Origin of the sequence: Chromobacterium sp. ASV23, from assembly GCF_016428945.1 — a bacterium.
GTDB lineage: Bacteria > Pseudomonadota > Gammaproteobacteria > Burkholderiales > Chromobacteriaceae > Chromobacterium > Chromobacterium sinusclupearum.
In genome coordinates, this window is record NZ_JAELTR010000017.1 from 1 (window position 1) to 22,206 (window position 22,206).

The following is a 22,206-nucleotide window of genomic DNA, read 5'->3' on the forward strand; positions in this document are numbered from 1 at the left end:
CCCCCCCCCCCCCCCCCCCCCCCCCCCCCCCCCCCCCCCCCCCCCCCCCCCCCCCCCCCCCCCCCCCCCCCCCCCCCCCCCCCCCCCCCCCCCCCCCCCCCCCCCCCCCCTTTTTTCGTGCTGTCGTCGGCAGCGTCAGATGTGTATAAGAGACAGGGGCATGACTATTCAGATCTACTTTTTTACCTAGAAAAAAACAGAGTACCTCTGAGGAAAATTCTCATTGAGACTACTAAAGTTAGCAACAAAGATAAAGGTGATTATTATGACGCATACATAGGAAGAGGAACTCCTTGGGGAAATCCTTTCCCAATTAGGGAGAATGGTGATGATAGAAATGAAGTAATAGAAAAGTATAGAACCTATTTCAATGAAAAAATCACCAATGATGAAGACTTCAGGAAGGGTATAAAATCCCTAAAAGGTAAGGTTCTTGGTTGCCACTGCAAACCATTACCATGTCACGGGGACATAATATCTAATTACTTGAATTCTTTGGATGAAGATGAATAATTTATTTAAAAAACAGTTAAAGCAAGTTCCTTTGAAAAATAAAGTAATTAAAAATCACGATACCTATTTGCAATATTAATTCGGCTTTGATAAAAATAACTACAACATAGAAAATTGAACTGAGCCCGTAAAGTCCAGCGTTTTCCGTGAAGTTGAAGCACCCCATTAGAGATGGTCATTATATTTTTGGAATCCGCTTCGCGGATAATGTTTGACATGCCGGTTCCGCCCGGCAAACGGGCAAGGGGATTGCGCGGCCAATCCCCTTTCAACCCCAGGCCGCCCCTACAGCGCTGCGAAACCCCGTCTTTCAAATCAGCCTCGGGGAGCTGCCGGAACTAGCGGGGCGCTACCGTCGCCCCGCGTCGAACAATCGGCAGCTTAAAACCCCGAGTCTGATTCGAAAGCCGGCTTGCGCTGAAAGGGGACTATATGCGCATTGGTTCGATCTGAAAAACTTGGAGAGTTGGGAGCTCCAGGTTGGGCTGATCCTACAAAGGTTGAAGCAATCTATTGCTTAAATCAAAATCTGACAACTCCAAGCAAGAAACCCTCCAGAATCTAAGGGGGGGGGGGTAATCTTATCGATACATTTTACTTTTTCACATAGGCCTTCTTTGATTTATAGCGAGACGTTTTCAATATCTTTCTCTTAAGAAGTAGCTTTTCCCTCGGCGTCATCGTTAATGAAACCTTCTGTGCCTTCTCAATCAAACGCCTTATCCTGGAGGCAAATCTTTGAATAACCATACACATGGTTATTAAATCGGCATTTTTTGTTTCTAAGCAAAGCTCCACAACTATCATCGACATTGATGATGTCGCATAATTAATAGCCGCATCACAACCATACTCTAACGGAACAAACGAATTATCCACGCCACCGGGACCGAGACTAACACGAGTAAGAGCTGCCAAAGCTCCTCCATGCACAGCTCCGTTTGCTTGTCGATACCCACGCCGTAAAACATCTAAACCTACATAATTCTCTAAATCCCGAAATGTAACTTTCTTAACACCAAGCTCAATTGATGCCCAGCCATAGTCTTTTAAGAAATCTTCCCCAACCTTCCTAGCCATTGCCTCAACTCTTCTTTTTAGATCTCGGACATAAAGCCCCCTATCAACTCCATTAGCTAAAATAACACCAAAAGAATTATCAGTGTCAAGAAGCTTTAATTCATCAACTAGGTGATGCGACATGTACATATGGGCACAGTTGTCCGATCTCTTAGCCAAAAACATAGCAATGACACAAACTTCATGAAGGGAACGCCATCTAGCTAGAGCTCCATCAGCATAACCAGCTCGAATTAGCGTAACAATTTCACCGACAAGCTCATACGCCCTCTCGATAAGCTTACACAATGCGAATGCAGTATTAGGCTCTTTATAAGGGCCACAACGAAGGTTCATCGCAATATTATTCCACTCCAACACCATACATCTCATGATATCTAATTGTTCAACAGCCTCTCCCCAAACATTCTCAATAGCTGCTGCTCGGCTTGACTGCACCTCCCTCATATATCGGACATGCTCAATAGCGTCCTCAGATATACTATTGCTAATAACTTCAGAAATCTCATCCAAGACTTTAGGAATCACCTCTTCAATTGAATCAGAAAGCTTACCTGACAAATCATGAATAACATTTTCCAAATCATCAATAATTCCTTGAATAGCCGCTCTCATCTCACCTTCTGTTTCGCCAAAATCGCAAGGCGGCTCTAGATTTATTTGCAAATCACCATCTTGCCTAGAAGTCGCAGACAATATCCCTGAGATCAATACACACAACTGCTCTTCTCGCACAATCAAACCACGATCTTCTATGATTTTATTTACAGCCATCGAAATAATACTAGTCGGTGACATCACTTCAGAAATATGCTGATCAATCAAACTTTGTATTGAAAAATGTGAATTATTCATTCCCTGCCCCCAGCTGAGCATATCCGGCATTTTAAAAAATAAACTACAGCACTTTCTTATTTGCGAATATCAAAATTCGTATTAATCATAAAAACATCATGCATCATTATGTAGATATATTTCAAAGTAGCCATCCTACATTCTGCAATTTCGTCTACATTGCAAAAATACATTGACTTAATGCTCAACACATTGTTAGATTTGCTCTCGGTGCTCAACACACCTCTCCGCTAGCGGTTAGCCCGCGCCCGTAAGTCGTGGCTTTTTTGCGTCCATAGGTTTCCTGTCGTGCCGCTCTCTCGGCGCGTCCAAAGCTTATGGCCGGGTAGCGTGCAGCCATACAATACCCCGGCAACGGGGGAAATCTGTGGGCCGTCTAGCGGCGGTGTTGAAGTACCCGGCCGCCCCTCTCAACAGGGGGCGCTTTAGACAAAACCGCTAGGAGTCCATGACCATGGATGCTCGTCTTGTGTTTGTCGTTTCTCTTTCCCCTCCCCTTATTCCCCCTCCCCACCGCTTGTCGCGTGCATCGTTGCGCCTGCGCGCCGCGTATCGGCTTGCGTTTTTGGCGGCGCGGTTTGCGCGTTGGATTGGGGAGGCCCGGCCATGAATGCGGCTATCGATCAGCAGGTGAATACGCCGCTGCGGCTGGATTTCGCCAAGGATTTGGCCATGCGGGTGGTGCGGCGGCCGGAGGGGTTTTGGCTGGTGGCGGCGGAGGTGGCCGCGTGCATGAAGCTGGAGGTGAAGGATTTGCTGAAGGCGCTGGGCGAGCCGCTGGGGCGGCCCTTGCGGCTGGCGGATGAGGCGGAGCCGGTGTTGTGCCTGTCCGAAGGCGAGCTGGACGACGTGTTCCGCCGCATCAAGAAACCCGGCGCGCGGCGGCTGCGGCGCTGGTGGCTGGAAGAAACCCGCCCGGCCTTGCTGCAGGAGGCCGGCGCGGCCCATACGGCGGACACCCTGCACCTGGCGCTGGCCCTCGCCGCCGAGGCGGCGCAGCAGGTCAGCCGCGCGGTGATGGAGGCTGTGCTGCGCGAACCCGGCACCTGGCAGCATTCGCGCTGGGTGGTGGCGCTGGATTACGCGCCCAACAACAAGCAGCGCTGGCCGCACGGCAGGCTGATCGGCCTCAATAGCAGCGTCTCCACGCTCAGCGCCATGGCGGAGCTGATCGCCCCGCCCGGCAAAATGCCCGCCACCAGCGCGGAGCTGCTCAAGCTGGCCACGGCCTGCCAGCTGCGCCTGGCGGAGCGGATTGACAAATTTGTCCGCTGACTGCGCATCGCAAAAATAACGCCGCTTCCGCATTGCGAAGCGGTGTTTTTGTTTCTTGCCGGAAGCCTGCGCAGCCGGCGGCGCTGCGATGGACGACACCGCTTTATTCTCATGGGTGTCGTTTACTGCTTGGGACGGCAAACACGCTCACTGCGCCCATTCCAGCACCGACATATCACACGAATAGCGGTTCTCAACATAGACCTAAATACCAGTAAAACAACGTCATTAACAGGCTAAGCTGTAAGCGCTGGAATCACTCCAGTTTATTCACTCTTAACAAGGAGTTACGCTCATGTCTTACGTAGTGAATATCTCGGCAGCAGCTCGCAACGACGACAACTGGCGCGCCTCGCTCCCTCCTGGCGCAGGCTGGAATGTGGTGGCTAACAAAAATGGCAGCGCCCAGGATTTCAACCAAGGTTCCGGTGGCAAGTTCATCTACATTTACTACCAAACCGCCGAAAGCGGAAAAGGCGTTTCCGCCATTCGCTTCATTACCGGCAAAGAAGCAGTCCCACCGGCTGGTTGGCAAAAAATCAATGTTGATCTGAACGATGGCGCAGGCGGCCTTTATATTTATCTCTGCTTCCAAAACAGCGCAGAATCCGACTACATCGGCACCTTGCAATCCGGATACGGTGATTCAAAAGAAAGCGCGTTTAGCGACTTTGGCGAGTTTGCCGTAGTCATGGCTCAAGACATCAATCAGGGCGCAGGCGGCAAGTTCATCTATCTCGGCTACTACTACAACGGCTAAACCAGCCTTGGCCGGGAGCGCCCGCTCCCGGCCGATTGATATGCAGGGTGGCCAAAGCAGGCAAACATCCCCGCCGGGTATTGGCTCAATAAAATGCCAATAGATTATTGACGCCATTTTTCAATCGCTAAACCTATCCAGAACCATCCGTTGGTACGGCAGGCTGCGGGAAACCAAATCCTAGAGTAAACATGGCCGCCTGTGCCTGAAATTTTCATACCAAAGGAAACTCAATGAGAACATCCTCTCGGTATCGCCACTGTTGGCCGATCCTAGCCTTGTCCCTGGCCGCGCCTGCCATTCAAGCCGCTACGCCCGCCCCAGGCGGCAGCTATACCCAGTCCTGTAGGGCGATTCAGGTGGTCGGCGATACGCTGCACGCCAGTTGCCAAACGCTGAAAGACACTTGGCAAAACACCTCCATGCCGGCGCTCAACGTCTGCCTGAACTCCATCACCCGCAATGGCGATATCGCCAATATCGACGGTAATCTGTTATGCATGCCGGACTTGCCCAAGGTGCATGGCGCGGCCAGTTTCCCGATGCCGGAAACTCAGTTGAACGAGTGGATTTACAGCAGCCGCAACAGCGAGCTGTATCGTCATAGCTGGGATATCTGGGCTGGGCTCAACCATGTGGTGGGCACGGTCAACAAGGTGCCGGTCCGAGCGTTTGAAACCTGGTCCACGCCCACGCTGATGCTCTACCAGATCAACAGCGGCAAGATGCTGCAAGCCAACGCCAGCACAGCCAAACATTCAACGGTGGGAGCCTTGCCGGCGCTGGAGCTGCAGCAGCCCCACCAATTCCTGAATATCACCCCTCGCTTGAAGGCAGCCGCGCCGGACCAAGCTAATGTAGGCGATACCAAGATCTTTGTTTCTGTTGCCTATAACCCACCGGCCGCCCAGCATGCCGTCAACAACAAGCTGTTCTTGCAAAAAACGCTGGATCAGTATGTGAAGAACGGCTACACCGAGGTACCTAACTTCCCCAGCAATGCCATCACCATCAAGTCTGTTTACAAGCATATTTCCGCGCAGAAGTACGCCAACAAGCTCTATGTGATGCCCGGCTGGCCAGGCACCCCAAGCCCGGCCAAAGCATTTCTGGAGCAGGACTGGGGGAGCTGCGTGTACATCAACATTAGAGGTTCGGGCCAGGGTGGCAACAGCATAGACCAAGGCTGCAAAGGGCCTAATACAAGCAATACCTTCTATCTGAACAATTTTATCCACCACCAGTTGACTGCCGAAGAAGCCAAGGTGGTGCAGAAACAGATCACTGGCAGAGAAGTAGTTTCCGGCGACTACATCATTTTGGTGGGCATGCATGTGACCACGCGCGAGATCAAGCGCTGGGCCTGGCAAACCTACTGGTGGTCGGCCAATTCCGACCAGCCCTACTTGCCCAGCAACGCGGAAATCGCGGCCTTCCGTAAACAAAGCCCGTTGGATCCAGCGGCCAATCACTATGCCATGGCCGTAGCCTATCAAATGGTGCAGCCTGCGCAGCCGATCACCGGTGGACAAAACACCGGTAGCTCGCTCATTGCCTACAACCCGCATCTGGAAGCAGGCTTCGATCCCGGTGTTTTTCAATCCTGCGCATCCGTGGGCGGGGCCTATGCCGCGCCATCCGACACCAACTGCAACAAGCCGGACCCCAGCATCAACCGCTATGGCGTGCAGAGCAATTGCATGACTTGCCATAATATGGCGATGTACAACCCTAAAACCAATTACAAAGACAAGGCAAATCGTCAAAAACCTTACGCTACGGACTTCTACATGAGCCTGCAGGACAAGGCTTTTGATGGCTCGCTCAAGCTGGATTTCGCCTGGTCCCTGCTGGGCTACATGCAGGATGACAGCAAATAGCCAGAACAAGGCGACACCAAAACAAAACGGGCGCAATTTGCGCCCGTTTTTTCATGCCGGCCAGGAAGCAAGGAAACACCCCAGATCTTGGTTCACCGACTTTCTTGTGATGCTTTTTGGCGAATCGATCAATCTTCCGGACATATATATAGGGCAGAACGGCCTCTCAGCACTGATAATTTTCATCAATACTTTCGCATTCCGAATAATCAAATAATGCACTTACCGCTCTAGGCTATATTGCAAAAGAAAAACATCAAAAACAATCTATCAACAAAAAACCATCGTCATGAATAAAAATGCTAGTCATCCATGGCATTTTCACAAAATAAAGCCATATTTATTTCGCAAATTTTCTTTAATCATTTCGTAAAGCAAGCTGCCGTTTTATTTGCAAAGAAGGCCTGGCTCGTGCAAATACATATAAATAGATCAGGACTCACCTGTACGACATGACAGGTTCTTATTCAATCGTCACGACGGTATCATTTTTCAAGCAGATGCTACTAACGAATGATAACTTTACTGCAACAATCCAATTAAAACCAAACCAGCAAGAAATAGCGATTTACTTTGCGCAAGGGGGAAATAAGTTGCAAAGCCATTCAACAATGACGGAAGCTATTTTGTCTGTTCTGAACGATTCGGACGCAAATAGTGATCAATGCATTTCCATAATGGAAGAAAGCGGCGAAGAGAAGCGAATCTCCCATTTCGAGCTGGCGCAACGCGCATTAGCCATGGCGGCAGGCTTGCGCGATATGGGCGCCGCTCGCGGCGATCTCGTCATACTGGCTCTGCCGGCATCCATCGATCATCTGCTGCTGCAAACCGGCTGCACCTTATTGGGCGCCCTTCCTTGCACCGTTCCACTGCCGGGACGGACGCAGGCTGACGCCTCGCGCTCTCAAATCCACATCGCCAGCCGCTTGTTTTCCCCCCGGCTGCTGATCGCCAAGCCAGCCCATGCAGAGGGCTTGCGGATTCAGTTAGCAGGCCTGCCTGTGCGGGTGATCACCACCGAAGAAGTGGAACAAGCGGCCGCTGCCGCCAACCCGCTTCAGCTATTTTACCCCTCGCCCGACGATGCCCATCATGTGCAACTGACTTCTGGCTCGACCGGCCATCCGAAAGCGGCGGTATTGAGTCACCGCAACGTCGTCGACAACGTGCGCGGCATAGGCGGCGCAGTGGGCTATGATCCGGCACGCGGCGACGCCACCGCCTCCTGGCTCCCCTTGTATCACGACATGGGCCTGGTCACCTTACTCTCCAATCTGTACTACCAAGCTCCGCTCTTGCTGATGCAACCGGCTGGATTCATCCGCAACCCTCTGGGCTGGCTCAAACGCATCGCCGCTTTCGGCGCTACCACCACAGCTACCCCAACCTTCGGCCTGCAATACTGCGTGCGCCGCTATCGCGCAGCCTCCATGGAAGGGGTCGATCTGAGCGGACTGCGCAATGTTTTCATCGGCGCGGAGCGCGTCGATCAGGCTTGCCTCCTAGAATTCGCCCGCGTCTTCGAGCCGCATGGCTTGTCGCGCTCGGCCCTGCAGCCCTGTTACGGCATGGCGGAAACCACGCTGGCCGCGACCATGCACGATGCAACCATCCATTACGACCGCGAGGCTTTCTCGTATCTGATCGCGGACCGAATCGATTCCAATATGCTCACCCATTTCTCCACGGCCCATCCCGCCAACGAGCATACCCATGCCGCGGACACGATCCTGGCCATGGGCCAACCGATACCGGGCATGGAGCTGCGCGTGATCGCCTCATCGGGCAACGAAGCCATCGAGCGGCAGGTTGGCGAAATCCAGCTTCGCGGCAGCTCGCTGATGTCGCGCTATTTGCCGGCGGAGGGCCAAGAGGTGCCTTACCAGCCTGGCGAGTGGTTCGCCACCGGCGACCTCGGCTACCTGGCAGGCGGCCAACTATTCGTGCTGGGCCGGCAGAAGGAAATCATCATCATCCGCGGCAGCAACTATTTCCCGCACGAAATAGAAGACGCGCTGGCTTGTCATCCGCTGCTGGCCGCTGGCGGCGCGATTGCGGCCACCGGTATTTACGACGAGACCCAGGCTACTGAAAACCTGGTCGTGCTGATCGAGTTCGAACGCGAGGAGGCCAAGGACAAGTTGCGCGCCGAGCTACAGATCATGCTGCGAGAACGCTTTGGCTTTGGCGCGCATGCCATCGTCTTCGTCGCCAATGGCAGCTTGCCGCGCACCACTAGCGGCAAGCTGCAAAGGCTGAAGTGCCGGAACATTTACATCGAGCATGCCCTGCGCGACAGAGACGAAGAACCGGCAATAGCCTGACCGCGCGCCTCCTGCGCGCCCCTATTCCTCCTACACAACCGGACGGAAGCTCCATGCACACTCATTCCACTATCGTGGACGGCGCGCCCATGCCCGCCGCCCAAGCCCTCGGCTTGCCTGAACTGGCCGCCCAACCGGTGCTGCACCGGCTGCAATGCTACGGCGAGCTGCCTTCCGGCCTGGCCGCCATGCTGGCCCGCGCGTCGGCGCGGCTGCTGGATTCGGACATGTTGATTCGCCAGACCGCGCAGCCTTTCGCCGCGCCGGAGGCCAGCGCGCACGCGCCGATGCCGCTGGAACATCATGAACACGCGCTCAGCGAAAGCATACTCGGGCAGATCCGCCTTGAAGGACTGGCGCCGCACTACAAGCCCTTCATGCGCACCTTCGCCCGCATCCTGTTCTCGCTGTTCCTGACGCCGGATCAATACGACCGCGCCTGTGCCTGCATAGACAGCGGCAACAATCTGCGCTTCCTGATGAGCGACGCCGGCGGGCCGACGCTGGGCAGCTGGCGCACGGTGGCGGAGCCTAAAGACGACGGATTCAAGCTGCGCATCGACAAGGTATGGGGCATGTACGCCAATCTGGACGGCATGGCCATCATCGCGGCGCGCACGCCCGGCAGCTTCTTTCCCTCCGCCTTTTTGGTGTGGCCGGAGCAGTACGCCACGCTGCAGCGGAGCCTGTGCGGAGACAGCTTTCTGGACGGCGTGGTGCAGCTAGGCAATGTGCGCGGCGAAGTCAGCGTGGCCCCGGCAGACCGGCTGAAGGCAGGCGGCCCCGCCGCCCTGAACAAATACCTGACCACCGTGCGCCCTTTTCTGGTTCGCGCGCTGATGGCGCATGTGGAATGGCTGCACGACCAGGGCCGCTTGCGACTGGGGCCAGACGAGCGCGCCGCGCGCGATTTCATCGCCGACGCCGCCCGCGCCAAGACCCAGACCGGCACCTACGCCAACGAGGACGTGCATAAGGTGCTGGCGCTGAAGTTCGCGTCCAACGAGCTGCTGCTGCACCTGGTGGTCAGCGGCGCCGTTGAGCGCTACGCAGACCAGCGCGACCTGTTGGCCTTCACCAAGATGGAAGGCAGCTCATATCGCTGCTACCACGAGCTGCGCGCCGCCGCGCGGTTCGTCCAAAACTGATTCCCACCCCTCTCTAAAAGGAGAAAACACCATGTCCGAAACCCTCAATACCCTGGAAACCCTGCGCAAGGAAACCGCGAAGATCCTGAACGTGGAGACCGTGGACACCAATGTCGGCCTGGGCGAACTGGGCATCGACTCGCTCAACGTCGTCGAGCTGATCGTGTTCTGCGAACAGCTGTACGGCTCCATCGACCCGGAGCAGCTGAACATCACCCAATACACCACGCTGGAACAGCTGGACACCCAGCTGCAAGAGCAGCAACAAACCGCCTGATCCGATGACGCCGACTCCGGGGAACGCCATGACCGAACCGCGCACGCAGCCGGCCTTTCAGGTCGCCGTCATCGCCTACCGCCAGACGGAAACGCCTTTCGTCGCGGCCGGGGCGTCCCTGGCCGAGGCCGCAGCGGAACTTGGACGCAGGGCCGGCGCGGAGGCCGCCCGCCACGCGGCCGACGGCGGCGTCGACGACTATGTCCTCACCTCCACCGTTCTCTCGCCATTCCTGACCGACGACACCGTCGAAGCGGAAGCATTCCGTCACGGCATGCGCGAGGGCTTTGACCGCGAGCCTGACTGGATCACCAATGCTTACGAATGCACAGGCTGGGGCTACATCCTGCGCCACGCGTTGCGAAAGGCCAGGCTGAGCGGCCCGCGCCGGCTGCTGCTGCAGATTGTGGATGTGGACATCCATAACTTCGCTTTCTGGCGGCTCACCAGCCGCTGGGGGCACTCCGGCTTCGGCATCGCCACGCTGCTGCTGGACATTTTCCCGGATGGCGACGATGAAGCCCTGCTGCTAGGCACCGCGCCGCAAACCCACGCGCTGACCATGATGGGACGGGCGCTGCGCCAGTTTACCGAGCCTCGCCCCGGCATGGCCGTGGCGCTGCCGTTTTTCCCGGAAGCCACGCGCCGCGCGCTGTTCAAGAGCTTCGACGCCGCTGCCGCTCACCCCGACCGCTATTCGCGTTTCGGCCATGCCTTCGGCAGCGACCCATGGCTGTCGATGCTGGCCGAGATCGAAGCCGGCGCCGACTACGCGGGCGGACGTTGCGTGCTGGCCTCGCTGGCGCTGAACGGCTATTTCGCCATCGCGGAGCTGGCTTTCGCGCCGGATCTGCGCCACGCGCTGGAGGCCGCATGACGCCGAGACAAACGTTGGCGCTGCGCCTGACCCGCAATCCAGACCATGGCCGCGTCCAGCCTTGCGCCAGCATCAACCTGCCGCTGCTGGAGGAGCAGGACTACGCCCGCCGCCAGGCCCATAGCCACGACAATGCCGCGCCAGTCCTCGTCAATCATCGCCAGTACTACGCGCTGCTGGAACGGCTGGTCCGCCAGTCCTGGTCCGCGCTGGGCGAGGACTGCCGCGTCTTCGTTCAGCTGCGCCAGCCGGCCAAGGACTTGGCGCTGCCGGCCGCGCTGTTCGACCCCCGCGTCCTGCTGGGAGCGGGCCTCCGGCGCGAAGCCGCATGTTGCGCCGGACGGAGTCCGGCGCCCGTGGCCTGGATCGCCGCCGAGCGCATACGCCGCGATCTGCTGGACAGCGGCGACAACATCCTGCGTCTCGCTTTCTGGAACACCCCCCAACCGGCCCCGGCCGCCCTACTGCTGCCCGCGCTGGATGCGATGGCGCCGCAAGTTACCGACACGGCCGAGCACGGCCAGACCGCAACGCGATAGAGGAATCGATATGCAAGCCACGCTAGAACCGCCCAAGGACCCGACTCAGCCATACAAGTGGAACTTCGCGCTGGATGCCTTCATGTCGGAAAGCTACGACTTCGGCGATGACAGCCTGAACGCCATCTACCAGAAGGCCAAGGCCAACCAGTGGGACGTCAATACCGACCTGGACTGGAGCTGCGAACTGAACGCGGACAATCCGCTGGGCATGCCGGACGGCACGCTGCTGATCTACGGCACGGATGTCTGGAACAAGCTGGACGCCAAGGGCCGGGCCGAAGTGCGCCACCACTCGCAAGGCTGGACCATGTCGCAGGTGCTGCACGGCGAGCAGGCCGCGCTGATCTGCGCCTCCAAACTGGCCGTGGCCGAGGAAAGCCTGTCGGCCCGCTTATGCGCGGCCGGCCAGATCATGGACGAGGCTCGCCACATCGAGGCCTTTGGCCGACTGGTCAACGACAAGCTGCCCATCCGCTACCCGATGAGCCAATCGCTGAAGAGCCTGCTGGGCGACACCATCACCAGCAAGGAGCTGGACATCACCAACCTGGGGATGCAGGTGCTGGTGGAAGGCATCGCGCTGTCGCTGTTCCAGAGCATCGTCGCCTATACCCAAGACCCGTTCATCCGCGACATGGTCACCCGCATCCAGCGCGACGAGGCCCGCCACTTCGCCATCGGCCGCATCACGCTGTGCCGCGTCTATCAGGACATGACCGCCACCGAGCGCAAGGAGCGCGAAGAGTTCGTCGCCGAAGGCGCCCACACGCTGCACGAACACCTGTGCGCGGACGATATTTGGGAGCCCATGGGCCTGTCGAAGAAAGAATGCGGACACCTGGTGCGCAACTCGCCGGTCACCAGCTCCATGCGTCGTTCCATCTTCCGCCGCCTGGTGCCCACCATACGCGAAATGGGCCTGCTCAGCCCACGGGTGCAACGCGTGTTCGAACAGTTGCAGGTGATGGATTACGCCGCCATGCCGCTACCGGCCTGACCCGCCAGACGAGGAAATCCAGCATGATCAGCAATGCTAGCAAACCTGCCGCGCATGCCCCCGCCTGGATAGGCATCGAGGCCGCCGCCTACCACTTTCCAGGCGAGCTGCAGGACATCGAGGCCTGGGCTCTGCGGCACAACCTGCCGGAAGCCCGCGTGCAGGCCATCATCCGCTCCGGCTGCCGCCACTTCCACGCCGCGCCGGACATGGACGAGGTGGAACTGGCCTGCCGGGCGGCGGCGCGGCTGTTCGACGAGCATGACCTGCACCCATCCGACATCGGCGCAGTGATCCATGTGCACACCCAATTATTCAGCGTGCCGGCGGCTCCGCGCAGCCTGCCGCTGGAACTGGTGTCCCGCTTTGGCATCCGCCCTTTCTGGGCGGGTTCGGTCAATCAGCTTAACTGCTCGTCAAACGCCGCAGCCATCGGCCTGGCTGAAACCTTGATGGCCAGTCACGCCGGGCTGCACCATGTCCTCATCGTATCGGCTGACCGCGTCTATGGCGAACGCTTCCGCCTGCGCCAGATGTCGGGCATCCAGAGCGACGGCGCCGCCTGCCTGCTGGTCAGCCGCAACTGCAGCCGCAACCGCATCGGCGCGCTGGCCCTGCGCAACTATGGCAAGTGGCACCAGGGCTCGGATACCAACGCGGCGGTGGAGCGCGAGATGATCAATTTGGAGTGGCACTATACCCGCAAGGTCATGCAGCAGGCGGTTGCCGACAGCGGCGTGCCGCTGCAGGACTACGGCTGCCTGCTGCCGCACAACTCCGACCACAAGGGCTGGAAGTCCATCTGCAACGCGATGGGGATTCCGCAAGACATCCTGCGCGCGGACAACATCCTGCAAAAGGGGCATGCCTGCTGTTCCGACCTGGCGGTGAATCTGGCGGACATCGGCTTGGCCGAGGTGGATGCCGGCCGCCATCTGATCAGCGTGACCCAGTCCAACAGCGGCGCCTTCTCCGCCCTCACCCTGCACCCGGTGGATCGCCATGACGCGCATTGACCCCCTTTCTATTCCGCTGCCGGAAGACGACTCCGCCCTGCAATGGCTGTGGGAAGTGAAGACGCCCGGCTATGTATTCGATCCCGCCATCGTCCTGGCGCGCTTCCAACGGCTGCGCGCATGGCTGGATAGCCGGCTGATCGTCTCGCTGAAAGCCAATTCCAACCTGGAGCTGCTGATCCGCTGCGGCCACGGTTTTGTCGATGGCGTGGAGCTGGCCAGCCTGGGCGAGCTCGATCTCGCCGTCGGCCGCATATCCGCCGTCAAGTACGTCAACAACCCGTCCATGGACGAGACCTTCATGCGCGCCGCGCTGGCTTCGCGTTGCGTCTTCATCATTGACAGCCTGTGCCAGGCCGAGCGGCTGATCGCCGTGCTGGGCAAGCAGCATGCGCCGCAGACCATCTTGCGGCTGAACGCGGCCGAACTGATGCCGGGCAAACGCCGGGAAGCGGCCGACCACTTCGGCATGGCCCCGCGCGAAGCCATGCTGGCCGCTGCGGCGCTTACGCGCGCAGACGTGCCGGTGATCGGCCTGCACAGCTTTGCGGGTTCGCACCAGTTCCGCGTGGATGAAAGCGGCGGAGATTCGGCCGACCTCGCTCACGCGCTGGCCGCCTTCGCCGCCGACATCGCCCGCGTTACCGGCGCACCGATTGAAATGCTCAACTGCGGCGGCGGCTTTGGCGAGCGTTTTCATGAAAACGAAGACCTGTTCGCCGCCTACCGGCAACGGCTGGCGCCGCTGCGCCAGACCTTCCAGCTGGCGCACGAGTCCGGCCGCGGCATCTTTGCAGGTGCCGGACTGTTCGCCACCCGGATACGGGCGGTAAAAACGCTGGACGGCCACTGCGTGGCCGTATGCGACGGCGGGCTCAGCCACAACTTCCTGCTGGCGCGCACCGAGTCGGCAATCAAGAAATACGCCCGCCCGCGCCTGCTGCGCCGCCAACCCGCCACCGATGGCGCGCCCATGCTGCCGGTGAAATACGTCGGCAGCACCTGCAGCCGAGCGGACGTCATCGGCTGGCAGCCGGCCCCCGTCGCCGCGCCGTCTGTCGGCGACATGGTGATTTTTGAACAATGCGGCGCCTACCACCCTAGCTACAGCGTCAGCGGCTTTCTGTCGCTGGGCGCGGCCGGCGCCTTCATCCATCAGTCGGGAGAGTCCTCATGAATCGCGCCCGCATCAGCCTCTACCACCTGCTGCAACTGAGCGCGCTGCGCCACGGCGAACGCCCCGCTTTCGCCCAGAACGCCATCCGCGCCACTTACACCCAGTTGCTGAGCGACACAAGCATCCACGCCGCTCGGCTCGCCGCCGCCGACATCCAGCCGGGCGACCGCGTCGCCATATATGCCGGCAAGCAATATGACAGCGTAGCCATGATGCTGGCGGTCAACGCCCGCGGCGCCATTCTTGTGCCGGTCAACCCGCAACTGAAGCCTGCCCAGCTGCGCCACATTCTTACTGACAGCGGCGCCCGGCTTCTGATCAGCACCGGCGCCAGGCTGAAACGGCTGGGCGAAGCGCTGGATGGGCTGCCGCTGGATGCCTGGCAGCTGGAAGCGTTGCCCGACACCATCCTGGATGCCCCCGCACCGGAGGTGACGGATAACGACCCGGCCGCCATCCTCTATACCTCCGGCTCTACCGGCCGGCCCAAAGGCGTGGTGCTGTCGCAGCGCAATCTGGTGTCCGGCGCCGACAGCGTATCGGCCTACCTGGGTCTGGATGAGCGCGATGTGATCCTTGGCATCCTGCCGCTGAGCTTCGATGCCGGCCTCAGCCAGTTGACCACCGCGCTGGCGAGCGCCGCCTGCTACGCCCCGCTGGACTTCCTGCAGGCAAGCGAAGTGCCGGCCTTCTGCGAAAACCATGGCGTCACCACCATCACAGGGGTGCCGCCGCTGTGGATGCAGCTGATGGCCGCCAGCTGGCCGCCGGCCACCGGCGCGCGCGTACGCCGCTTCGCCAACACCGGCGGCCACATGCCCGGTCCGCTGCTGGACAAGCTGCGGCTGGCCTTTCCGCAGGCCAGGCCTTATCTGATGTACGGCCTGACCGAGGCCTTCCGCTCCACCTATCTGCAACCGGAAGACGCCGCCGCCCGCCCCGGCTCCATCGGCAAGGCGGTGCCCAATGCCGATATCCGCGTGCTGCGGCCTGATGGCAGCGAATGCGCGCCGGGCGAGCCGGGCGAGCTGGTGCACCGCGGCGCCTTCGTCACGCTGGGCTACTGGAACGACCCGGAACTGACCGCCCACCGTTTTCGGCCTTGGCCGGGCGTGCATGGCCAGATTCCGCGGCAGGAAACCGCCGTGTGGTCCGGCGACATCGTCTACCGCGACGACGAGGGCTATCTGTACTTCGTGGCGCGCGGCGACGACATGATCAAGACCTCCGGCTATCGCGTCAGTCCCACAGAGGTAGAGGAAATCCTGTTCGCGTTGGACGGCATCCATGAAGCCGCCGCCTACGGCGTGCCGCACCCCATGCTGGGCGAGGCGGTGGTGGTCAGCCTGCACGGCGCGGCCGGCGTAGCCGAGGGCGAGTTGATCCGGCTATGCCGAGAGCGCTTGCCCGGCTATATGGTGCCGCATCATCTGTCCTTCCATTCAGAGCCGCTGCCGCGCAACCCCAACGGCAAGATAGACCGCAAGCAATTGAAGCAGCAGTTCTCCGGACTGTTCGCCTCTCCTTCCACCATAAAAGGGTGACGCCATGCTCAGAATCCGCGCCATCGCCTCCTCTGTACCGGATCGCGCCGCCTTTCACGGCGTGCAGGCCGCAGAGCGCAATCTTGGCTACGGCCACCTGCTGTTCCCGTCCGCCGCCTACGCCCTGCCGCGCGGCAAGGGCAAGCTGGACGAAGCGGAAACCCTGCGGCTGATGCCGGGCTCGCCGGCTTCGCTGCCGGTAGCCAGCGCCCAGCTTAGCCACGCCGACCTGGCGCTGCAGGCGGTAGCCAGCCTGCGCGAGCAGGTCCCCGCCGAAGATCTGGCCGCCGTCACCCACATCGTCGTCGCCAATGCCTCGCTGAACCAACGCATCAACGAATCGGTGGCGGGACGCATCCAGCACGCGCTGGGGCTGGACGAGGCGCTCCCCTTCGCCGTCGGCCAGTCCGGCACCGCTGGCGTCTACAACGCGCTGACGCTGGTGGAAGCGCTTTGCCATCAGGACGCCAGCGTGCTGCTGGTGGCCACCGACAAATGGCTCTATCCGTTCTTCCGCGCCTGGGGCGACCTAGTGGCCTACGGCGACGGCGCCGCGGCCATGCTGCTGGATAGTCGCGACGGCGAGGGCTGGGGACGCATCTACGCCCATGCCGTCGACTATGGCGAGGCCATTGCCAACCCATGGGCGCTCACGCCCAACGACTTGGCCGACCAGCTGCTGCCGCAAGCCATCCTGGCGGCGCGCGCGGCGCTGGACAAGGCGCGCATGCGGCCGGCCGACATCGAATGGATGCTGCCCGCCGGTTTTGGCGAAGGCTTCGCCAACCGCGTCGGCGACGAATTGGGCATCGCCCCGGCGCGCCGCATGGCGCGGGAAGGCTGCCATTTTTCCAGCGCCGATCCACTGCTGGCGCTGCAACGGCTGCGCGCTTCGCTGCAACCCGGTCAACAGGCCACCGCCTTGCTATGGGATGCCGCGCTGTGCGGCATGTCAGGCGCCATGGTGGCGCAGATTTCCGCCGCGGCCTGAAGCTGCGGCGCCATTTTCAATAACGGGAACCGATATGTCCGCTTACAAAGTCAGCCTGCGCGAGCTGCGCTTCTTCCTGTGGGAACAAAACCGGACGGAACGCCAATTCCTGTCGCGGCCGCCATTCAACGATAAGGACCGCCCCCATTACGACCGCCTGCTGGACCAGGCCCGCGAATTCGCGCTGGAACTGGGACGCGCCTACCAAGCCTCCGACCGGCAGGAATGCCGTCTGCTGGCCAATGGCGAGGTTGTGATTCCCAAGGAATTCCATGCGCTGTGGCAGCGTTACAAACAGGAATGGGTGCCGGTGCTGGGCAATTCAGGCGACATCCACCGCCCGGCGCTGCCGCCGATCATCCGCCAGGCCATCCAGGAAATGTTCATGGGCGCCAATCCTGCCTTCATGACCTACGGCGGCTTCAACCTGCCCGCGATCAAGCTGTTCCGTCTGCATGGCACGCCGGAGCAGAAAGCCACCTATCTGGATAAGCTGCAGCGCCATGAGTGGGACGCCTGCTTCTGCGCCACCGAAGCGCAGGCCGGCAGCGACCTGACCGCCGTCAAAACCCAGGCCGAACCGCTGGAGCAGGAAGGCGTCTATGCGGTGACCGGCGAGAAGGTATTCATTTCCGCCGGCATGCACAGCCTCACCGACAACACCGTGTACTTCGTGCTCGGCCGTCTGGGCAATAGCAGCAGCGGCTCCTACTCCTTGTCCTGCCTGCTGGTGCCGCGCTATTGGCCCAACCCGGAAACCGGCGAGCTGGAGGAGAATTTCGTCGAGTGCGCCGAACTGCCGGTCAAAATGGGCCTGAAAGGCTGCGCCAACACCCGTTTGGTCTTCGGCCGCAAAGGCGTCACGCGCGGCGTGCTGCTGGGCAACCGCAAGAACGCCGGCCTGCTGCAGCTGATTCCGCTGATGAACCAGGCCCGCATCAGCACTGCAGTCATCGGCCTGGGCCTCGCCTCTTCAGCCTACCTGCACTCGGTCGAATTTGCCGGCAAACGCCGCCAGGGCCGCGCCATTGAGCGCACCTCGGACCATGCCGCGCCCAGCCTGCCTATCGCCGAGCATGGCGACATCCAGCGCATGCTGCTGGAAATGAAAGCCAGGGTGGAGGGCTGCCGCGGCCTCGTCGGCAAGCTCACCGCCGCCTCCACCGAAGCCTTCGCGCTGGAGGCCGAAGCCGCGCCGGACGACATGCGGGTGGAGAAGCAACGCAAACTGGTCCAGCTGCTCACGCCGGTATGCAAAGCCTTCGTCTCCGACCAGGCGTGGAAGATCTGCGAACTGGCCATCCAGGTGCATGGCGGCATCGGCTATACCGACGCCTATCCGGTGGAGCAGAACGCGCGCGACGTGAAAATCCTGTCGATCTGGGAGGGCACCAACTACATCCAGGCGCAGGACCTGGTGCGCGACAAGCTGGGCTTCGGACGCAATTCCAGGCTGATCAAATACCTGCGCGAGGAGCTGGACGCCTTCCTTGCCAGCGGCAACGCCGATCCCTCGCTCGCCCTGCTGCTGTTGCAGCTGGACGCGGCCATGTCTGCGGTCGAGCAATCGCTGTCCCGTTTGGGCGAGGCCGTCAGCGAGGGCCGCATGCAGGAAAGCAGCCAGTTTTACACCCGCTTTCTTGAGATGCTCGGCTACACCGTCTGCGGCTGGACCTTGCTGGAAAGCGCCGCGCTGGCCTCCCAGGCGCTTGCGCGCGGCCAGGATGAGCGCGAGGCTGCCTTCTACCACGGCAAGCTCAAGACTGCGCGCTACTTCTTCGCCAACATCCTGCCCACGGTGCATCAGCACAAGCAGGTGATTGCCAACCTGCCGGAAGCTGCTGTCGCCGTCTCCCTAGCCGAACTCGCCCAGGAGGAAAGCCATGACGCAAACCGTCTCGCCGCCGTCTGAGGCAACGCCGCAATCGCTGTTCGGCGGCCCGCGCACGCTGTACCGCGGGACGGATATCGATGGCGCCACCATAGAACCGAACGAAGGCTTGTGGGTGCGCGGCAGCAATCTGAACGAACTGATAGGCAGCATCGATTTCTCCCGCGCGCTGTGGCGGGTGTGGTTCGGCGACATGCCCAAGCCAGAGGCGGCCCTCGCGGTGGACGCGACTTTAGCCGCCGCCACCGCCGCGCTCCCAGGCCACGCGGTATTGAACGGCATTCGCGCCGTGGCGGACTGCGGCGCCGGCATGGTGCAGGCCGCCGCCTGCGGATTCCTTGCCGACCTTTCCGCGCTGGAGCGGGTCGTCCGCGCCGAGGCCGCCGCACATGGCCTGCCGGATGCGGATGACTTCATCCAAGGGCTGGTGTGCATCGCTTGCGCGCCGGTTTTTCTGGCGACCGCGCTCGGCGGCGGCGCCGGCCCCGCCTGCGGCGAGAGCCACGCCGAACGGGTGTTGTCGGCAATGGGCGCCGCCCACCGCGATCCGGCCGCGCTGCGCGCCATCGATGCGCTGCTGGTGGCCTGGCACGCCGGCTTCGGCTACATCACGCCGACCGTGCTGGTGCCGCGGACCGCCATCGGCACTGGCGTCACCCTGCCGCAAGCGGTGGCGGCCGGCTTCATGGCCAGCGGCCCCAAACATGTGGGCGCGGCCGAGGAGGCGCTGGCCTGGCTGAAGGACATAGGCCCGGACGCTAGCGACGACGCCGTGTTCGCGGCGGTAGACCGCGCGCTGGACTCGCCCGGCCAGCTGTTGTTCGGCTTTGGCCACCCGCTGTTCGTCGAAGATCCGCGCCCGCCGCACATCCGGGCCCTGTACACGCAATGGGGGTTCGGCGGCGCCTACATCCGGCTGTTCGATCTCGCATGCCGCCGCGCGCTGGAGCGCAAAGGGTTGCGGCCCAACATCGACTTCATCACCGCCGCCAGCCTGCTTGACCTTGGTGTGACGGAGCCGCGCTGGGGCGTGGGCCTGGGCTTGTGCGCCCGCGTGGCCGCAATGGTGGCGCATGCGATAGAGCGCCGCGACCGCCCGGCTTTTGGCGTCAACAGCAAGGCCGCACGAAAGCTGCTGGCTACCGTTCCGGTGGGTTGGCTGTAAAAAATCGTGACCAGGGAAAGGCCTGATGCCGCGTGGCGCAATCGGACTGTCCGCGGCGGCGCGCCTTGCCTCAGTCCTTGCTCCAGCCTCTCGCCATCCTGCTTTTACTTTTATGGAGAAACTCAATGCTACTGAAAAACCTTCGCCCAGCGGACGAATACGACCGTTTCGCCTCCCAGGCGCTGGAACCGTGGGACGTGCTGTTCGTCACCCGCATCCGCCAGTTGGCCCGGGACATGGCGCCCGGCGCGCTGGTGGACATCGGCACCGCCACCGCCGTGGTGCCGGTACGCCTGGCGGCCGACCCGGTATTCAAGAACTGGCGCTTCATCGGCCTGGACCTGGATGAAACCATGCTGGAGGGCGGCCGGCCGCGCATCGCCGATCTCGGCCTGGACGGCGTCATCGAGCTGAAAGTGGGCGACGCGCAAAACCTGCCCTTCGCCGACGCCAGCCTGGCGATGGCGGTCAGCCGCGCCACGCTGCACCACCTGCCCGACAAGATCAAGAGCCTGACCGAAATGTACCGCGTGCTGCAGCCAGGCGGCGTCGGCTTGGTCCACGACATGCGCCGCGATGTCTCCCCGGCACTGCTGGAGAAGTTCACACAGATGCGCGCCGCCGTCGGCTACCCGCCCACCCACGTCGAGGAAAAGGTCACGCTGGACGAGGCGCGCGCCTTGGTGGCGGAGGCCGGCTTGGCCGACTGCTGCGCCGTGACCAGTCCAAGCGCCGGCATGGGCGCGCTCGGCTTCGAAATCCTGATCCGCAAACCGCTGGCGGTTTAAAAACCGAGGAGATGACGATGGAACACGCCGCCGATCAAGCGCTGCGCTTTCAACACGCGCTGGGCCACGCCAGGGTGGCCTGCCGTCCGCTGTCGCCGTGGCGCATGCCGCTGTTGATCACGCCGCTGGACGAGACCTTGCGTTCCAACGCGGCGGCATTCGCCGACTGGTATCGCAACCGGCTGCCCGTGCTGGACCAGGCGCTGCTCGCCTTCGGCAGCGTGCTGCTGCGCGGCTTCGCGCTGAGGGACACCGCTGACTTCCAAGCTATCGCCCAGCTGTATCCGGAGCATGCCTTCGGCTACATCGGCGGCGCCACGCCGCGCCGCAATATCGACGGCAAGGTGTATGAGTCCACACGGATTCCCGCCTCGCTGAAGATAGGGCTGCACCAGGAAAAGGCCTATATGGCGCAGTATCCGCACAAACTGGCCTTCTTCTGCAAACAGCCGTCGGAAAGCGGCGGCGAAACCATCATTTGCGACATGCGCGCGGTCACGCGGCGGCTGCCGCCGGCGCTGATCGAGCGCTTCCGCCAAAGCGGCATCCAGTACCTGCGTAATTTTCGCCGTCCCAGCCAGGACGGCGAGCTAAAGAACTCCACCATGCGCGAATACCATCGCCCCTGGGACGATGTGTTCCAGAGCGATGACCCGGCGCGGGTGGAGCAGCTGTGCCGCGAGACCAACCTGAGCTTCCGCTGGCTGGACGACGGCAGTCTGACCGTGTCGCACACGGGCGGCGCCACCGCGCGACACCCTGGAACCGGCGAGGACATCTGGTTCAACCAGCTAAGCACCCAGCACAACAACGCCCGCTCGATGGGCGCGGCCGGCTACGAATATATCCGTCTGCTGTACCGCGACCGGCCCGCGCGACCGTATGAGGTGAGGCTGGGCGACGGCACCCCGATCACGCTGGATGAGATCGCACCAATCTACGACGCGCTGGATGCCGAGGAAATCGCCTTTCCCTGGCAGCGCGGCGACTTGCTGCTGCTGGACAACATCGCGGTCGCCCATGGCCGCAACCCGTTCAAGGGCAGCCGCGACATCCAGGTGGCCCTGTTCGACTGAGCCTTTCCGCCCGCGCCGCAGCCCGGC

Annotated in this window: 18 protein-coding genes; 17 read left to right on the forward strand and 1 reads right to left on the reverse strand. The window is 61.0% G+C overall.

Annotated features, from left to right (window positions below; translation table 11 throughout):
* Positions 1–1,107: 1,107 nt before the first annotated feature.
* Entirely contained in the window at positions 1,108–2,448 is a 1,341-nt protein-coding gene (locus JHD59_RS09325) for a DUF5677 domain-containing protein (RefSeq protein ID WP_199154021.1), read from the reverse strand.
* Between the two features lie 606 nt (positions 2,449–3,054).
* On the opposite strand from JHD59_RS09325, the gene JHD59_RS09330 reads away from it, so the two are divergent.
* From JHD59_RS09330 to JHD59_RS09410, 17 genes are all read left to right on the forward strand, one after another.
* Positions 3,055–3,723, forward strand: coding sequence for a hypothetical protein (locus JHD59_RS09330; protein ID WP_199154022.1), 669 nt, complete (start codon positions 3,055–3,057; stop codon positions 3,721–3,723).
* 295 nt (positions 3,724–4,018) lie between these two features.
* Entirely contained in the window at positions 4,019–4,483 is a 465-nt protein-coding gene (locus JHD59_RS09335) for a hypothetical protein (RefSeq protein ID WP_103321662.1), read from the forward strand.
* A gap of 422 nt (positions 4,484–4,905) precedes the next feature.
* Entirely contained in the window at positions 4,906–6,363 is a 1,458-nt protein-coding gene (locus JHD59_RS09340; RefSeq protein WP_199154023.1) for a hypothetical protein, read from the forward strand.
* A gap of 452 nt (positions 6,364–6,815) precedes the next feature.
* Positions 6,816–8,690, forward strand: a complete 1,875-nt coding sequence (locus tag JHD59_RS09345) for an AMP-binding protein (protein ID WP_199154024.1) — start codon at positions 6,816–6,818, stop codon at positions 8,688–8,690.
* Between the two features lie 53 nt (positions 8,691–8,743).
* Entirely contained in the window at positions 8,744–9,838 is a 1,095-nt protein-coding gene (locus tag JHD59_RS09350) for a hypothetical protein (RefSeq protein WP_199154025.1), read from the forward strand.
* Between the two features lie 31 nt (positions 9,839–9,869).
* Positions 9,870–10,115 (forward strand): acyl carrier protein, encoded by a 246-nt coding sequence (locus tag JHD59_RS09355; RefSeq protein WP_103321658.1) that lies wholly within the window; start codon positions 9,870–9,872, stop codon positions 10,113–10,115.
* A gap of 28 nt (positions 10,116–10,143) precedes the next feature.
* The gene (locus tag JHD59_RS09360) at positions 10,144–10,992 is read left to right on the forward strand and encodes a hypothetical protein (RefSeq protein WP_199154026.1); all 849 of its coding nucleotides are present in this window, start codon (positions 10,144–10,146) and stop codon (positions 10,990–10,992) included.
* Positions 10,989–11,531 carry a hypothetical protein gene (locus JHD59_RS09365; RefSeq protein ID WP_199154027.1) on the forward strand — a complete coding sequence of 181 codons (543 nt, stop codon included), beginning with the start codon at positions 10,989–10,991 and terminating at the stop codon, positions 11,529–11,531. The genes JHD59_RS09360 and JHD59_RS09365 overlap by 4 nt, the downstream gene beginning before the upstream one ends.
* A 10-nt stretch (positions 11,532–11,541) precedes the next feature.
* Positions 11,542–12,531, forward strand: coding sequence for a ferritin-like domain-containing protein (locus tag JHD59_RS09370; protein ID WP_103321656.1), 990 nt, complete (start codon positions 11,542–11,544; stop codon positions 12,529–12,531).
* 23 nt (positions 12,532–12,554) lie between these two features.
* Complete coding sequence (locus JHD59_RS09375; RefSeq protein WP_199154028.1) at positions 12,555–13,547, forward strand: hypothetical protein; 993 nt, start codon at positions 12,555–12,557, stop codon at positions 13,545–13,547.
* Positions 13,534–14,724, forward strand: coding sequence for a hypothetical protein (locus tag JHD59_RS09380; protein WP_199154029.1), 1,191 nt, complete (start codon positions 13,534–13,536; stop codon positions 14,722–14,724). The genes JHD59_RS09375 and JHD59_RS09380 overlap by 14 nt, the downstream gene beginning before the upstream one ends.
* Positions 14,721–16,268, forward strand: a complete 1,548-nt coding sequence (locus JHD59_RS09385; RefSeq protein ID WP_199154030.1) for an acyl-CoA ligase (AMP-forming), exosortase A system-associated — start codon at positions 14,721–14,723, stop codon at positions 16,266–16,268. Before JHD59_RS09380 ends, JHD59_RS09385 begins: the two co-directional genes overlap by 4 nt.
* A gap of 4 nt (positions 16,269–16,272) precedes the next feature.
* Entirely contained in the window at positions 16,273–17,259 is a 987-nt protein-coding gene (locus JHD59_RS09390) for a hypothetical protein (protein WP_199154031.1), read from the forward strand.
* A gap of 34 nt (positions 17,260–17,293) precedes the next feature.
* A complete protein-coding gene (locus tag JHD59_RS09395) occupies positions 17,294–19,171 on the forward strand; it encodes an acyl-CoA dehydrogenase (protein ID WP_199154032.1) in 1,878 nt (625 codons plus the stop codon).
* Positions 19,143–20,315: a citrate/2-methylcitrate synthase gene (locus tag JHD59_RS09400; RefSeq protein ID WP_199154033.1), complete on the forward strand. Its 1,173-nt coding sequence runs from the start codon at positions 19,143–19,145 to the stop codon at positions 20,313–20,315. The genes JHD59_RS09395 and JHD59_RS09400 overlap by 29 nt, the downstream gene beginning before the upstream one ends.
* Positions 20,316–20,440: 125 nt before the next feature.
* A complete protein-coding gene (locus JHD59_RS09405) occupies positions 20,441–21,103 on the forward strand; it encodes a class I SAM-dependent methyltransferase (RefSeq protein ID WP_199154034.1) in 663 nt (220 codons plus the stop codon).
* Between the two features lie 17 nt (positions 21,104–21,120).
* Positions 21,121–22,179 carry a TauD/TfdA family dioxygenase gene (locus tag JHD59_RS09410; protein WP_199154035.1) on the forward strand — a complete coding sequence of 353 codons (1,059 nt, stop codon included), beginning with the start codon at positions 21,121–21,123 and terminating at the stop codon, positions 22,177–22,179.
* Positions 22,180–22,206: the final 27 nt, after the last annotated feature.

Bases quoted from the DNA above. Each gene is read 5' to 3' on its own strand.
- JHD59_RS09325 (WP_199154021.1), bottom strand. From the start codon at position 2,448: ATGAATAATTCACATTTTTCAATACAAAGTTTGATTGATCAGCATATT.
- JHD59_RS09330 (WP_199154022.1), top strand. From the start codon at position 3,055: ATGAATGCGGCTATCGATCAGCAGGTGAATACGCCGCTGCGGCTGGAT.
- JHD59_RS09335 (WP_103321662.1), top strand. From the start codon at position 4,019: ATGTCTTACGTAGTGAATATCTCGGCAGCAGCTCGCAACGACGACAAC.
- JHD59_RS09340 (WP_199154023.1), top strand. From the start codon at position 4,906: ATGCCGGCGCTCAACGTCTGCCTGAACTCCATCACCCGCAATGGCGAT.
- JHD59_RS09345 (WP_199154024.1), top strand. From the start codon at position 6,816: ATGACAGGTTCTTATTCAATCGTCACGACGGTATCATTTTTCAAGCAG.
- JHD59_RS09350 (WP_199154025.1), top strand. From the start codon at position 8,744: ATGCACACTCATTCCACTATCGTGGACGGCGCGCCCATGCCCGCCGCC.
- JHD59_RS09355 (WP_103321658.1), top strand. From the start codon at position 9,870: ATGTCCGAAACCCTCAATACCCTGGAAACCCTGCGCAAGGAAACCGCG.
- JHD59_RS09360 (WP_199154026.1), top strand. From the start codon at position 10,144: ATGACCGAACCGCGCACGCAGCCGGCCTTTCAGGTCGCCGTCATCGCC.
- JHD59_RS09365 (WP_199154027.1), top strand. From the start codon at position 10,989: ATGACGCCGAGACAAACGTTGGCGCTGCGCCTGACCCGCAATCCAGAC.
- JHD59_RS09370 (WP_103321656.1), top strand. From the start codon at position 11,542: ATGCAAGCCACGCTAGAACCGCCCAAGGACCCGACTCAGCCATACAAG.
- JHD59_RS09375 (WP_199154028.1), top strand. From the start codon at position 12,555: ATGATCAGCAATGCTAGCAAACCTGCCGCGCATGCCCCCGCCTGGATA.
- JHD59_RS09380 (WP_199154029.1), top strand. From the start codon at position 13,534: ATGACGCGCATTGACCCCCTTTCTATTCCGCTGCCGGAAGACGACTCC.
- JHD59_RS09385 (WP_199154030.1), top strand. From the start codon at position 14,721: ATGAATCGCGCCCGCATCAGCCTCTACCACCTGCTGCAACTGAGCGCG.
- JHD59_RS09390 (WP_199154031.1), top strand. From the start codon at position 16,273: ATGCTCAGAATCCGCGCCATCGCCTCCTCTGTACCGGATCGCGCCGCC.
- JHD59_RS09395 (WP_199154032.1), top strand. From the start codon at position 17,294: ATGTCCGCTTACAAAGTCAGCCTGCGCGAGCTGCGCTTCTTCCTGTGG.
- JHD59_RS09400 (WP_199154033.1), top strand. From the start codon at position 19,143: ATGACGCAAACCGTCTCGCCGCCGTCTGAGGCAACGCCGCAATCGCTG.
- JHD59_RS09405 (WP_199154034.1), top strand. From the start codon at position 20,441: ATGCTACTGAAAAACCTTCGCCCAGCGGACGAATACGACCGTTTCGCC.
- JHD59_RS09410 (WP_199154035.1), top strand. From the start codon at position 21,121: ATGGAACACGCCGCCGATCAAGCGCTGCGCTTTCAACACGCGCTGGGC.